Source organism: Streptomyces callyspongiae (assembly GCF_047200695.1).
In the GTDB taxonomy this organism is placed as follows: domain Bacteria; phylum Actinomycetota; class Actinomycetes; order Streptomycetales; family Streptomycetaceae; genus Streptomyces.
In genome coordinates this window covers 33,552-46,540 of record NZ_JBJZOM010000006.1, presented here as the reverse complement: position 1 = coordinate 46,540, position 12,989 = coordinate 33,552, and the positions used below count along the sequence as shown (strand labels likewise).

Annotated in this window: 11 protein-coding genes; 5 read left to right on the top strand and 6 right to left on the bottom strand. The window is 70.6% G+C overall.

Annotated elements, in window-relative coordinates; translation table 11 throughout:
- Positions 1–57 precede the first annotated feature (57 nt).
- The 5 genes from ACL06G_RS07165 to ACL06G_RS07145 all read left to right on the top strand — a co-directional run bounded on the left by ACL06G_RS07165 (position 58) and on the right by ACL06G_RS07145 (position 4,230).
- Entirely contained in the window at positions 58–1,059 is a 1,002-nt protein-coding gene (locus ACL06G_RS07165; RefSeq protein ID WP_412784448.1) for an amino acid ABC transporter permease, read from the top strand.
- Between the two features lie 50 nt (positions 1,060–1,109).
- The gene (locus tag ACL06G_RS07160; protein ID WP_412784656.1) at positions 1,110–1,862 is read left to right on the top strand and encodes an amino acid ABC transporter ATP-binding protein; all 753 of its coding nucleotides are present in this window, start codon (positions 1,110–1,112) and stop codon (positions 1,860–1,862) included.
- Between the two features lie 154 nt (positions 1,863–2,016).
- The gene (locus ACL06G_RS07155) at positions 2,017–2,199 is read left to right on the top strand and encodes a DUF6104 family protein (protein ID WP_412784447.1); all 183 of its coding nucleotides are present in this window, start codon (positions 2,017–2,019) and stop codon (positions 2,197–2,199) included.
- A gap of 110 nt (positions 2,200–2,309) precedes the next feature.
- Positions 2,310–3,155: a DUF4097 family beta strand repeat-containing protein gene (locus ACL06G_RS07150; RefSeq protein ID WP_412784446.1), complete on the top strand. Its 846-nt coding sequence runs from the start codon at positions 2,310–2,312 to the stop codon at positions 3,153–3,155.
- 1 nt (position 3,156) lies between these two features.
- Positions 3,157–4,230, top strand: a complete 1,074-nt coding sequence (locus ACL06G_RS07145) for a PadR family transcriptional regulator (RefSeq protein WP_412784445.1) — start codon at positions 3,157–3,159, stop codon at positions 4,228–4,230.
- 64 nt (positions 4,231–4,294) lie between these two features.
- Here the strand turns inward: ACL06G_RS07145 and ACL06G_RS07140 are convergent, their stop codons facing one another.
- The 6 genes from ACL06G_RS07140 to ACL06G_RS07115 form a co-directional block, all read right to left on the bottom strand.
- The gene (locus tag ACL06G_RS07140) at positions 4,295–4,891 is read right to left on the bottom strand and encodes a GNAT family N-acetyltransferase (RefSeq protein WP_412784444.1); all 597 of its coding nucleotides are present in this window, start codon (positions 4,889–4,891) and stop codon (positions 4,295–4,297) included.
- A gap of 22 nt (positions 4,892–4,913) precedes the next feature.
- Positions 4,914–5,876, bottom strand: a complete 963-nt coding sequence (locus ACL06G_RS07135) for a zinc-binding dehydrogenase (protein ID WP_412835595.1) — start codon at positions 5,874–5,876, stop codon at positions 4,914–4,916.
- A 103-nt stretch (positions 5,877–5,979) separates the two neighbouring features.
- A complete protein-coding gene (locus ACL06G_RS07130; RefSeq protein WP_412784442.1) occupies positions 5,980–9,837 on the bottom strand; it encodes a multifunctional oxoglutarate decarboxylase/oxoglutarate dehydrogenase thiamine pyrophosphate-binding subunit/dihydrolipoyllysine-residue succinyltransferase subunit in 3,858 nt (1,285 codons plus the stop codon).
- A gap of 393 nt (positions 9,838–10,230) precedes the next feature.
- Entirely contained in the window at positions 10,231–11,346 is a 1,116-nt protein-coding gene (locus tag ACL06G_RS07125) for a HAMP domain-containing sensor histidine kinase (protein ID WP_412784441.1), read from the bottom strand.
- A 1-nt stretch (position 11,347) separates the two neighbouring features.
- Positions 11,348–12,118: a response regulator transcription factor gene (locus ACL06G_RS07120; RefSeq protein ID WP_412784440.1), complete on the bottom strand. Its 771-nt coding sequence runs from the start codon at positions 12,116–12,118 to the stop codon at positions 11,348–11,350.
- 79 nt (positions 12,119–12,197) lie between these two features.
- Positions 12,198–12,890, bottom strand: coding sequence for a spermidine synthase (locus tag ACL06G_RS07115; RefSeq protein WP_412784439.1), 693 nt, complete (start codon positions 12,888–12,890; stop codon positions 12,198–12,200).
- Between the last annotated feature and the right edge of the window lie 99 nt (positions 12,891–12,989).

Sequence of the window (12,989 nt, the reverse complement as noted above, 5' to 3'; positions counted from 1 at the left end):
CGGTTGCCCGACCGCGGTCACCGGGCCACGCCCACGCCTGCCAGAAAGTCATGCTCCGTGTCTGAACCCGTAGACCCCGAAAGCAGGAATCCGAGCGGGACCTCCCGGTCGGCCGGGGGCGCCCGTTCCGAGGGCCCCGGTGCCGCAGCCGTCTCGAAGGTCCCCCCGGATGCCATCAAGGCCGTCCCCGTCAAGCACTACGGGCGCTGGGTCGGCGCCGCCGCCGTCCTCGCCCTCGTGGGGCTCGTCGCGCTCGCCTTCGCCAGGGCCGACATCCAGTGGGACGTCGTCGCCGACATGCTCGACGACGAGACCTTCGTCAAGGGCGCCTGGAACACCCTCAAGATCACCGTGCTCGGCATGCTGATGGGCGTCGTCCTGGGCATGCTGCTCGCGGTGATGAGGATGTCGAGCAACAAGGTCCTCAGCTGTGTGGCCTGGTTCTACATCTGGTTCTTCCGCGGGACTCCCGTCCTGGTCCAGATCTTCCTCTGGTTCAACCTCTCGATCATCTTCCAGACGATCGACCTGGGGCCGATCTACAAGGACGAGATGAACGACTTCATGACCCCGTTCGTCGCGGGCCTCCTCGGGCTCGGCCTCAACGAGGCCGCCTACATGGCGGAGATCAGCAGGGCCGGCATCCAGTCCGTGGACACCGGCCAGACCGAGGCGGCCCACGCCCTCGGCATGCGGGGCACCAAGACGATGCGCCGGATCGTGCTGCCGCAGGCGATGCGCGTGATCATCCCGCCGACGGGCAACGAGTTCATCAACATGCTGAAGACCTCGTCGCTGGTCTTCGCCATCGGCTTCCCCGAGCTGTTCCTCGCGAGCCGCAACTTCGGCTCCCGTACGCTGGCGGTGATGGAGTCGCTGCTGGTGGCGACCGTCTGGTACCTGGCCCTCACCACGATCTTCAGCATCGCCCAGTACTACATCGAGCGGCACTTCTCCAAGGGCACCTCCGGGCACCTCCCGGACACGCCGCTGCAGCGGGTGCGGAAGCACCTCACCACGTTCCGCCACGACACGGGACCGGAGGCGAAGGCCCGATGAAGAGCACCGACACGTCCGGCGGCACTCCCTCCGCCGGTTCCGGCGGGCCGATGGTCCGCGCCGAGTCCGTCCACAAGTCCTTCGGCCACCACCAGGTCCTGAAGGGCATCGACCTCGAGGTCCGGCCGCAGGAGGTCTTCTGCCTGGTGGGGCCGTCCGGTTCCGGGAAATCGACCTTCCTGCGCTGCATCAACCACCTGGAGAAGATCAGCGCGGGACGCCTCTACGTGGACGGCCGGCTGGTCGGCTACCGCCAGAAGGGCGAGAGGATCTACGAACTCAAGGAGCGCGAGGTCGCCGACCAGCGCAAGGACATCGGCATGGTGTTCCAGCGCTTCAACCTCTTTCCGCACATGACCGCGGTGGAGAACGTGATGGAGGCGCCCGTCCAGGTGCGGGGCGTCGGCAGGTCGGAGGCCCGCGACCGGGCGATGCGGCTGCTGGAGCGCGTCGGACTGGGCGATCGTGCCGGGCACTACCCGTCGCAGCTCTCCGGCGGCCAGCAGCAGCGCGTGGCGATCGCGCGCGCCCTCGCCATGGAACCCAAGCTCATGCTGTTCGACGAGCCCACGTCGGCGCTCGACCCCGAACTGGTCGGCGAGGTGCTCGACGTGATGCGGGACCTCGCGGAGTCGGGCATGACCATGATCGTGGTGACGCACGAGATGGGCTTCGCCAAGCAGGTGGGCGACTCCCTGGTCTTCATGGACGACGGTGTCGTGGTGGAGTCCGGGCACCCGCGCGATGTCCTGAACGACCCGCAGCACGAACGGACCAAGTCCTTCCTGTCCAAGGTCCTCTGAGCCGCGCGCCCCCGCATCCGTCCGACGGCCGCCGTTCGTACAGCAGGAGGCCCCGCCGCCCGCCCGGGCGGCGGGGCCTCCTGCCTACGCTGGTGCGCGTCACCGTCCGCCCCGGGAGGAGTTCCCGGGGACTTCCCGAGCTGGAGATACCCCCTTGTACTTCACCGATCGCGGCATCGAGGAGCTGGAGCAGCGGCGCGGCCAGGAGGAGGTCACCTTCGAGTGGCTCTCCGAGCAGCTGCGTGCCTTCGTCGACCTCAACCCCGACTTCGAGGTTCCCGTGGAGCGCCTCGCGACCTGGCTGGCCCGTCTGGACGACGAGGACGAGGAGGAGTAGCCGCGGCGGCCCGGGTGCGCCGCAGCGCTTGCCTTCCGGAGTGACGCGACATATCGTGTGTGCGAGAGACACGATATGTCGTTGCCGGTCCATACCCGGAGGGGGATCCCGTGCCGGAAGTCTCCGCACCACAGACACTCGCGTTCGACCATCCGCTCGACGAACTGGACGTCCGTCTCATCGGCGGTTCCGTCAACATCGTGGGGACGGAGGAGTCCGGAGCCCGCGTGGAGATCACCGACATCCGCGGCCGTCCTCTGACCGTGCGCCGTGAGGGAGCGCGGCTCGACGTCGGCCACGACGAGCTGTTCCGCAAGGACGTCCTGCGCATCCTCGAACGCCGGAAGCAGCACTGCGAGGCCGACGTCACGGTCTCCGTGCCTGCCGGCACCCGTGTCCGCGTCGGTGTCGTCCGGGCGGACACCGTGGTCTCCGGCGTCGACCGGCGCACCGAGGTGCGCGGGGTCTCCGCGGGCATCACGCTCGTCGGGCTCGGCGGTGAGGTCAGGGTCGACACCGTCTCCGGCCACGTCGAGGCGCAGGCGCTGCGCGACAGCCTGCGGGTCAACGCGGTCTCCGGCTCCCTCACCGTGGTCGACGGCGCCGCTTCCACGCTCCGTGCCGACACCGTCAGCGGCGACGTCATCATCGACCTGGACCGGCGCGCCGCCGCCGCGGACGTCCGCCTGAACACCGTCTCCGGTGAGATCGCGGTACGCCTGGCCGAGCCCGCCGACACCACTGTCGAGGCCGCCACCGCCGGAGGCACCGTCTCCAGCGCCTTCGACGAGGTCCGTGCGGACGGCCCCTGGGGTGCGAGGCGCCTGAACGGCAGCCTCGGCAACGGCACGGGACGCCTGCGGGCGCACACCGTCTCGGGCCCGATCGCGCTGCTGCGGCGGCCTCCGACGGACGAGGCCCCACCGGTCGGCTCCGGTCTCCGGAAGGAGGTCTGACATGCCGTCCGTGTTCGCACACGGTCGCCTGCGGCTGTATCTGCTGCGTCTTCTCGACGAGGCGCCCCGCCACGGCTACGAGGTGATCCGCCTCCTGGAGGAGCGCTTCCAGGGGCTGTACGCACCCTCCGCCGGCACCGTCTACCCCCGGCTGGCGAAGCTGGAGGCCGAAGGACTGGTCTCCCACAGCACCGAGGGCGGGCGGAAGGTGTACGCCCTCACGGACGCCGGGCGTGCGGAACTCGCCGCTCGGCAGGACGAACTGACCGAACTCGAACTGGAGATCCGCGAGTCGCTCGCCTCACTCGCGGCAGAGATGAGGGAGGACGTCAGCGGCTCCGCCGACGACCTGCGCCGGGAGGTGCGCCGGCAGGCCAGGCAGGCGCGCGGTGCCGGAGCGGGGAGCACCTCCGGGGCCTCCGGCAGGGGCGGCCGGCACGGTGACCCGGAAGCCTGGCGGGAGGTGCGTGAGGAGATACGGCGCGCCAAGGAGGACTGGAAGCAGCAGGCGCGCCGTGCCCGGGAGGACGCCCGCCGGGCCCAGCAGCAGGTGCACGAGGAGCGGAAGGCCCACGCCGAGGCGATGGACGAGGTGGGCCGCATCGCCCGCCGTGTGCAGGGCCAGGTGCAGGAACAGGCCCGCTCCGGGGACTGGCAGGGCGCGGTGCTCGGTGGTCTGTCCGAACTCGGGCGACACATGGGCGACCTGGGGCGCATCGCCGGGGAGGCCACCGGGTGGCCGCCCCGCACCCCGCCGCACTCCGCACCGTCCGGCGGCCCCCGCCCTCCGGCCGGGAAGAGCACCCCGGAGGAGGCCGGGTCGGCGGCGGAGGCCGACGCCGCGGAGCAGACCGGTGCGCCGGCCGGTGCCCGGCTGCCGGAGTGGGCCCAGGACCGGCCGTCCACGGACCCCGCCCGGGACCTGGACCGGTTGCTCGACCGGTTCCGGGACGACGTGCGGGACGCGGCACGGGACCACGGCGTCGGTCCCGAGCAGCTCCGCGCCGCTCGCCGCGTCCTCGGGCGCTCGGCGAACGAGCTCACCGCCCTGTGGGACGACCCGCCGCAGGAGTGACCGCGACGCGCGAGCGGCGCCGGACGGCCGCTGTGCTGTCCGGCGCCGCTCGCGTCGTGGAGCGTCAGGCCGTCGCCGGCTCCCGCCACATGGGGTACATCGGCGGGCCGTCGGGAAGGTGCACGATCCGCTCGAGCGTCACGAACCCGTGGCGTGCGTACAGCCCCCGGCTGCGGTCGCTGCTGGCCTCGAGGTACGCCGGCAGGCCCTCGCGGTCGCACCGTTCGAGCACCGGAGCCAGCAGCGAGGAACCGACGCCACGGCCCTGGCGGTCCTGCGAGACGGCGATGGCCTGCAGGTACGCGTGGTCACGATCGGTGGGGTGCACCGCTTCGGTGAGTTCACCGAGCGTGGGAAGCCGGTCGTTCCCCGGATCCACCTTCTCCAGGCGGGCGCCCAGGTCGTCCCCGCCGCGGAGTTCGCCGCCCTCGACGGCGAACCACACCGCGGCGCCCGCGCCGTCCCGGGTCGCGTGGACCGTCCCGTGCTGGAGGCCGTGGTCGAGGAACGCGCCGAAGAGGCGCGGATGCCAGACCTCCCGGCGTTCCGCGTCCGGGAAGACCCAGCGGCTCACCGGGTCGTCGCGGAACACCGCGTGGAGCAGTTCCGCGACGGCGTCACGATCCGCCGCGCCGACCGTGCGCAGGGCCGGTACAGACATGAGGGTCCTCTCCCCGTGGTCGTCAGACGGTCAGGACGACCTTGCCGAAGAGATCGCCGCCGGCCATCTTCTCGAAGCCCTCGCGGGCGCGGTCAAGAGGCAGGGTGGAGTCGATGACGGGCCTGACGCCCTTCGCCGCGCAGAAGTTGAGCAGCGACTCCAGCTCGTCCTTGCTGCCCATCGTCGATCCGACGACCTTCAGCTCCAGGAAGAAGATCCGGTTGAGTTCGGTGGACTGCGGGTTCGGTCCGCTCGTCGCGCCCGAGATGACCAGAGTGCCGCCGGGCTTCAACGACTTCACCGAGTGCGACCAGGTCGCCGCGCCCACCGTCTCGATCACCGCGTCCACCCGGTGCGGCAGTCGTGCCCCGCTCTCGAAGGCCGCCTCGGCGCCCAGCTCCTCGGCCCTGCGGCGCTTCGTCTCGTGGCGGCTGGTGGCGAACACCCGCAGCCCCGCGGCGGCGCCCAGCACGATCGCGGCGGTGGCGACCCCGCCGCCGGCACCCTGCACCAGCACACTGTCGCCAGGCTGCACCCCGGCGTTGGTGAACAGCATCCGGTACGCCGTCAGCCAGGCCGTCGGCAGGCAGGCCGCCTCCTCGAACGACAGCTCCTTCGGCTTCCGCACCACGTTCCACTGCGGCACGGCGACCCGCTCGGCGAACGTTCCCTGGTAGCGCTCGGTGAGGATGGAACGCGGCTCGCGCGGGCCCACACCGTGGCCGGTGGCGCCGATCACCGAGTACAGGACGACCTCGTTGCCGTCGGCGTCGACACCCGCGGCGTCGCAGCCGAGGATCATCGGGAGGAGTTCCTCCCCCAGCCCCACGCCGCGCAGCGACCACAGGTCGTGGTGATTGAGCGAGGCCGCTCTCACGTCGACGGTGGCCCAGCCGGGAGGCGTCTCCGGCTCGGGGCGTTCACCCAACTCCAATCCGCTCAGCGGCTGGTCCTTGTCGATCCGCGCAGCGTAGGCAGCAAACATGATCACACGCTAACGCCGCGGGGCGGAGGCCGACAGCCTCCGCCCCGCTAAGCGACGTACATCACCCGGCCGGTCCGGGCGCACCGGACCGGCCGGAGCGACCTCAGAGGTCGAACACCTCGTCCACCAGAGCCTTCTGCTCCTCGGCATGGCGCTTGCCGGAGCCGACGGCCGGCGACGAGGACGACGGGCGGGAGACCCGCCGCAGCCGGTCCGCGTTGTCCGGCGCCGCGCCGATGATCAGGTCGAGGTGGTCGACCAGGTTCAGCGCGATGAACGGCCAGGCACCCTGGTTCGCCGGCTCGTCCTGGGCCCAGACGAACTTCTGCGCCTTGGTGTACGGCGCCAGCGCCTCCTGGATCTCCTTGCCCGGCAGCGGGTACAGCCGCTCGATGCGGATCAGCGCGGTGTCCGTCACGCCCCGCTTCTGCCGCTCGGCGTCCAGGTCGTAGAAGACCTTGCCGGAGCAGAAGACGACCTTGCGGACGTCCGACGGGGTGACGGAGTCGTCGCCGATGACCGGACGGAAACCGCCGGAGGTGAACTCCTCCGTCTTCGACGTCGCCGCCTTGAGCCGCAGCATCGACTTCGGAGTGAAGATGATCAGCGGCTTGTGGTGCGGGTTGTGCACCTGCCAGCGCAGCAGGTGGAAGTAGTTCGACGGCAGGGTCGGCATCGCGACCGTCATGCTGTTCTGCGCGCACAGCTGCAGGAACCGCTCGATGCGGGCGGAGGAGTGGTCCGGGCCCTGCCCCTCGTAGCCGTGCGGCAGCAGCAGTGTGACGCCGGAGGTCTGGCCCCACTTCTGCTCCGCCGAGGAGATGAACTCGTCGATCACCGTCTGCGCGCCGTTGGTGAAGTCGCCGAACTGCGCCTCCCACATGACCAGCGCCTCGGGGCGGGCCAGCGAGTAGCCGTACTCGAAGCCCATCGCCGCGTACTCGCTCAGCAGCGAGTCGTAGACGGTGTACCGCGCCTGGTCCTCGGAGAGGTAGAGCAGCGGCGTGAAGTCGTCGCCGGTGTTCTGGTCGAGCAGCACCGAATGCCGCTGGCCGAAGGTCCCCCGGCGGGAGTCCTGTCCGGCCAGGCGGACGGGGGTGCCCTCCATCAGCAGGGAGCCGACGGCGAGCGCCTCGCCGGTCGCCCAGTCGATCTTCCCCTCCTCGATCTGCGCGGCACGGCGCTGCAGTTGCGGCAGCAGACGCGGGTGCACCTTGATCCGGTCGGGGATGTTGACCTGGGACTCGGCGATCCGCTTGACGACCTCCTGGGTCACGCCGGTGTCGACGTGGACCGGGAACTGCGCCTGCGGGTGCGGCACCTCGGCCGGCCCCGGATGCGTCGTGGCCTCGCGGACCTCGGTGAACACCTTCTCCAGCTGGCCCTGGAAGTCCTGGAGCGCCTGCTCCGCCTCCTCCATGGTGATGTCGCCCCGGCCGATGAGCGACTCGGTGTACAGCTTGCGCACCGAGCGCTTCTTGTCGATCAGGTTGTACATCAGCGGCTGGGTGAAGGACGGGTTGTCCGTCTCGTTGTGGCCGCGGCGGCGGTAGCAGATCAGGTCGATCACGACGTCCTTGTTGAACGCCTGCCGGTACTCGAAAGCCAGCCGCGCCACGCGCACGACGGCCTCCGGGTCGTCGCCGTTGACGTGGAAGATCGGCGCCTCGATCATCCGCGCCACGTCGGTGCAGTACATCGACGACCGCGCGGACTCCGGGGCGGCGGTGAAGCCGACCTGGTTGTTGATCACGACGTGCACGGTGCCGCCGGTGCGGTAGCCGCGCAGCTGCGACATGTTGAGCGTCTCGGCCACGACGCCTTGGCCGGCGAAGGCCGCGTCGCCGTGCACCTGGATGGGCAGGACGGTGAAGTCCGTGCCGCCCTTGCCGATGATGTCCTGCTTGGCGCGGGCCACACCCTCGACGACCGGGTCGACCGCCTCCAGGTGGGAGGGGTTCGCCGTGAGCGAGACCTTGATCTGCTCGCCGTCCAGGCCGGTGAAGGTTCCCTCGGCGCCGAGGTGGTACTTCACGTCGCCGGAGCCGTGCATCGACTTCGGGTCGAGGTTGCCCTCGAACTCGCGGAAGATCTGCGCGTAGCTCTTGCCGACGACGTTGGCCAGCACGTTCAGGCGGCCGCGGTGGGCCATGCCGATGACGGCCTCGTCCAGCCGGGCCTCCGCGGCGGCGTCGATCACGGCGTCGAGCAGCGGGATGACGGACTCGCCGCCCTCCAGCGAGAAGCGCTTCTGGCCGACGTACTTGGTCTGCAGGAACGTCTCGAAGGCCTCGGCCGCGTTCAGGCGGCGCAGGATCCGCAGCTGCTCCTCACGCTCCGGCGACGCGTGCGAACGCTCGACGCGGTCCTGGATCCACTTGCGCTCCTTCGGCGACTGGATGTGCATGTACTCGATGCCGGTGGTCCGGCAGTACGAGTCGCGCAGCACGCCGAGGATGTCGCGCAGCTTGGCCATCGAACGGCCCGCGAAGCCGCCGACCGCGAACTCCCGCTCCAGGTCCCACAGGGTGAGGCCGTGCTCGGTGATGTCCAGGTCGGGGTGCTTGCGCTGCTTGTACTCCAGCGGGTCGGTGTCGGCCATCACGTGACCGCGCACCCGGTAGGAGTGGATCAGGTCGAAGACGCGGGCCGCCTTGGTGACGTCGTCGTCGTGGGAGACGTCGATGTCCTGGGCCCAGCGCACCGGCTCGTACGGGATGCGCAGCGCTTCGAAGATCTCGTCGTAGAAGTTGTCCTCGCCGAGCAGCAGCCGGTGCATGATCCGCAGGAACTCGCCGGAGGCGGCCCCCTGGATCACCCGGTGGTCGTAGGTGCTGGTCAGCGTCATGACCTTGGAGACGCCCAGCTTGTTCAGGGCGTCCTGCGAGGTGCCCTGGAACTCGGCCGGGTACTCCATGGCGCCCACACCGATGATGAGGCCCTGGCCGGGCATCAGCCGCGGCACGGAGTGCACGGTGCCGATGCCGCCGGGGTTCGTCAGCGACGCCGTGACGCCGGTGAAGTCCTCCATCGTCAGCTTGTTGTTCCGGGCGCGGCGGACGATGTCCTCGTAGGCCTGCCAGAACTCGAAGAAGGTGAGGGTCTCGGCCTGCTTGATGCCGGCGACGACCAGCTGGCGGTCGCCGTTCGGCTTCACCAGGTCGATCGCCAGGCCGAGGTTCACGTGCTCCGGCTTCACCAGGGTCGGCTTGCCGTCCTTCTCGGTGAAGCTGTGGTTCATCGAGGGCATCGCCTTCAGCGCCTTGGCCATGGCGTAGCCGATGAGGTGCGTGAAGGACACCTTGCCGCCGCGGGCGCGCTTGAGGTGATTGTTGATGACGATGCGGTTGTCGATGAGCAGCTTCACCGGGATGGCGCGCACGGACGTGGCCGTGGGCAGCTCCAGCGAGGCGTTCATGTTCTTCGCCACCGCGGCGGACGGGCCGCGCATCGTGACGTACTCCGGGCCCTCGGCGCTCTGTCCGCTCCCGTCGGCCTGCTGCGTCGGTGCGGCCTTCGCCGGCGCCGCCTGCTCGGTCTTCCCGGCCTTCGCCGGCGCGGACTGCTTCGCCCCGGCCTGCGGGGCCGCGGACTTCTCCGGAGCAGCGGCAGCCGGCTTCGCCGGCGCCTTCGGGGGCGCGGACGCCCGGGAGGCCGCGGGCTGCGCGGCTGCGGGGGCCTGCTTGACCGGGCCGCCCGCCTCGGCGGGGCTCAGGCCCGCTCCTGTGGCACTCTCGCCCCCCTGCGCTCCCTTGTCCGGCGTCGCGGCGCCCGCTGGACCGGGCTTGTAGTCCGCGAAGAAGTCCCACCAGGCTCGGTCTACCGAGTTCGGGTCCTGGAGGTACTGCTGGTAGATCTCGTCGACGAGCCACTCGTTCGCACCGAAGGTGACGGGTGACTTCTTCCCGTCTCCGTCCGGCTCGGTCGAGACGCTCGAGGTATCGGGGGACTGTGACGACACGGCGGCAACCGCCCTCTTCCGCTTCCTAAAGGTGGTGGACAGCGGAAATAAAGGCTACGCCCATTGAGCGCTTCCTTGCAGTCCGCACGCGCCTGTCGTCGTGTACGTCACACCGGATCGCTGGTTTCGGCGCAAGAAATGGCGGGAAACACACCAGGTTCTGGGTCGACGAAGGAACCGTGGGCCTCACTCGGGCGTCACGGTGCGCGCAGATCTGCGACCGTAGCAAGGCGACAGGCCCGCGGCACAGCCCGCCGGAGGTGGTCACACCCTCGGTGACCTGCAATGTACCGAGGGAGAGCGGGCTTCGGGGAGCCTCGGGAAACGGGGCGAGCGAGTCGCCGCCGACTCCGCCGGATGTCCCCGGGGAAGAATGCCGCGCCGCCGGTACCGTCAATCCGATGCCGGACGTGGCCCCGGAAGAGTGACGCGAATGCGGCATCCGCGTGAGGATTCGGCCACCCTGATCCATCCACCGTGCAGATCGACCGCCCAGCGGGCGATGGCCAGCCCGAGCCCGGTACCGCCGTCCGTGCCACCGCCGTGCACTCCGGAACCCGACTCCTTGGCCCGGTTGAACCGCTCGAAGACGTGAAGCTTCTGCTCCTCCGGGATGCCCGGGCCCTCGTCCTGCACCTCGATCTCGAGGCTCTCCGGCCGCTCGCCGCTCCGCGCCCGTACGGTGACGCGCCCGAGCGGCGGACTGTGCTTGACGGCGTTGTCGATCAGGTTGGCGACCACCTGGTGCAGCCGCTCGGCGTCGGCGTACGCCGTCAGCTCCGGAGGGGACACGTCCAGGTGCAGGTGGACGTCCGCCCGGGCATGGCCCTGGCGCTTGCTCATGTTCGCTTCCTTGAGCACCCCGGCCATGTAGGGCCACACCTCGAAGCGGCGGGCGTGCAGCGGCACGGCACCGCTGTCCAGTCGCGAGAGGTCCAGGAGCTGGTCGACCAGCCGGCCCAGGCGCTGCGTCTGCGCCAGGGCCGTGCGCATGGTCTCCGGGTCGGCGTCCGACACGCCGTCGACGACGTTCTCCAGCACCGCGCGCAGCGCCGCGATCGGGGTGCGCAGCTCGTGCGACACGTTCGCCACCAGCTCCTTGCGATGCTGGTCCACCGCCTCCAGGTCGGAGGCCATCCGGTTGAACGTCTCCGCGAGCTCCCCGAACTCGTCCCGCCGCCGTCCGGGAACCCGCCGCGAGTAGTCGCCGCGCGCCATGGCGCGTGCCGCCCGGGTCATCTCGTCCAGCGGTCGCGTCAGCGACTGGGCCACGAACTGCGTGATGAACAGCGAGACGATGATCGAGAGGATGGTGATCACCCGCAGCTCGGTGGCCGAGTTGATGGCGAACACCACCAGCAGCGTGGTGATCGCCACCGAGACGATCACCAACGCGCCGAGTGCGGCCTTGACCGAGCGGTACGGGTCGATGGGCCGGAGCCCCTCCCACGCCTGGGCCCACAGTCGCGACCAGGCTCCGGCCACCGAGGTGCGCAGCCTTCCGGCCACGTCAGGAGCCGTCGGCAGCCGGAGCGCTGGGAGCGGGTGTCTCCAGGGCGTACCCGACGCCGTGGACCGTACGGATCCGCTCGGCCCCGATCTTCCGGCGCAGCGCCTTGATGTGACTGTCCACGGTGCGCGTGCCGGAAGCGTCGGCCCAGTCCCACACCTCCGCGAGCAGCTGCTCCCGGGAGAGCACGGCGCGCGGCGAGTGGGCCAGGCACACCAGCAGGTCGAACTCGGTGGGCGTCAGGTGCACGTCCTCGCCGGAGACCCGCACGCGCCGCTGCGCGTGGTCGAGTTCCAGCTCGCCCAGTCGCAGTGTGCCGCTGCGGGGTGTGTGCGCGGCGATCGTGGCCCGCTCCACGCGCCGCAGCAGCACGTGCACCCGGGCCGCAAGCTCGCGCATCGAGAACGGTTTGGTCATGTAGTCGTCCGCACCGACCCCGAGGCCGACGAGCATGTCCGTCTCGTCGTCGCGCGCGGTCAGCATCATGACCGGCACGGGGCGCTGGGCCTGGACTCTCCGGCAGACCTCCAGACCGTCGAAGCCCGGCAGCATCACGTCGAGGATCAGCAGATCCGGCTGCCATGCCTCCGCCGTGTCGACGGCGGCCGGGCCGTCGCTCGCGGTCTGCACCTGGAACCCCTCGGCGCGGAGCCGCATGGCGATCGCGTCGACGATCGTCGGGTCGTCCTCGACGACCAGGATGCGGCGCTGCGCACCGGGAGTCGTCGGGGTGCTGCCGCCGTGAGTCTGTGGAGTGTTCTTCTGGTCCATTCGGCCCGCCCAGTGCCTAGCCCCGTGGCTTGTGTGTCTGTTGCTCGACAGCAGCGTACGGGCCGTTCGGCGGATGCGGCTACGAGGGCCCGGACGCGAGGTGCACCACGTCGGGGACGCCTCGGGCGACAGGCACCTCATCGGTGCGAACCGCCGTGAAACCGGCATTCCGCAGCGCCTCTTCGAATTCCGGGGACGGGCCGGCCGACCACACCGCGAGAACTCCGCCCGGGGTCAGCCGTTCCCGGCAGGCCGCGAGGCCGGCGGGGGAGTAGAGGGACGAGTTCCCCTCCGAGACGGTCCAGTCCGGGCCGTTGTCGATGTCCAGGCACAGCGCGTCGTAGCGCTCCTCGGCAGCGTGCAGGTGTTCCAGCAGATCGGCGTGGACGAGACGTGTCCGGCTGTCCGCCCGCGCCCGGGCGGACAGCGGTCCCAGCGGTCCGCCGGAGGCCGTGTGCCAATCGATGATCGCCGCTTCGCGCTCCACCACCGTCACCGCACCCCAGCGCGGTTCGGCCGCCGCCTCGTCGAGGGAGAAACCGACGCCGAGGCCGCCGAGCAGGAGGGAGGGGGCCCGGCGCCCGTCGAGCGCGGACAGTGCCGCCCGGACCAGCAGACGTTCCGACCGCCCGTCCGAGGTGTCCATCAGGAAGCAGCCGTTGGCGACGATCTGGAGCAGCGCGCCGTGGCGCCGCAGCGCCACCTCGCCGTGCGGCCCGTCCCGGCGGTCCAGGACGACGGGTTCCTCGTGGGTGTTCGGTGTGCCGACCATGCCTCCATCCTCGCGGACGGCTGCGGTTCGCCGGGGAGGTGGGCGGCGGGCGGCGAAGGGGCGGCCCCTCCCGCCCGGTGGAGGGGCCGCCCCGACCGA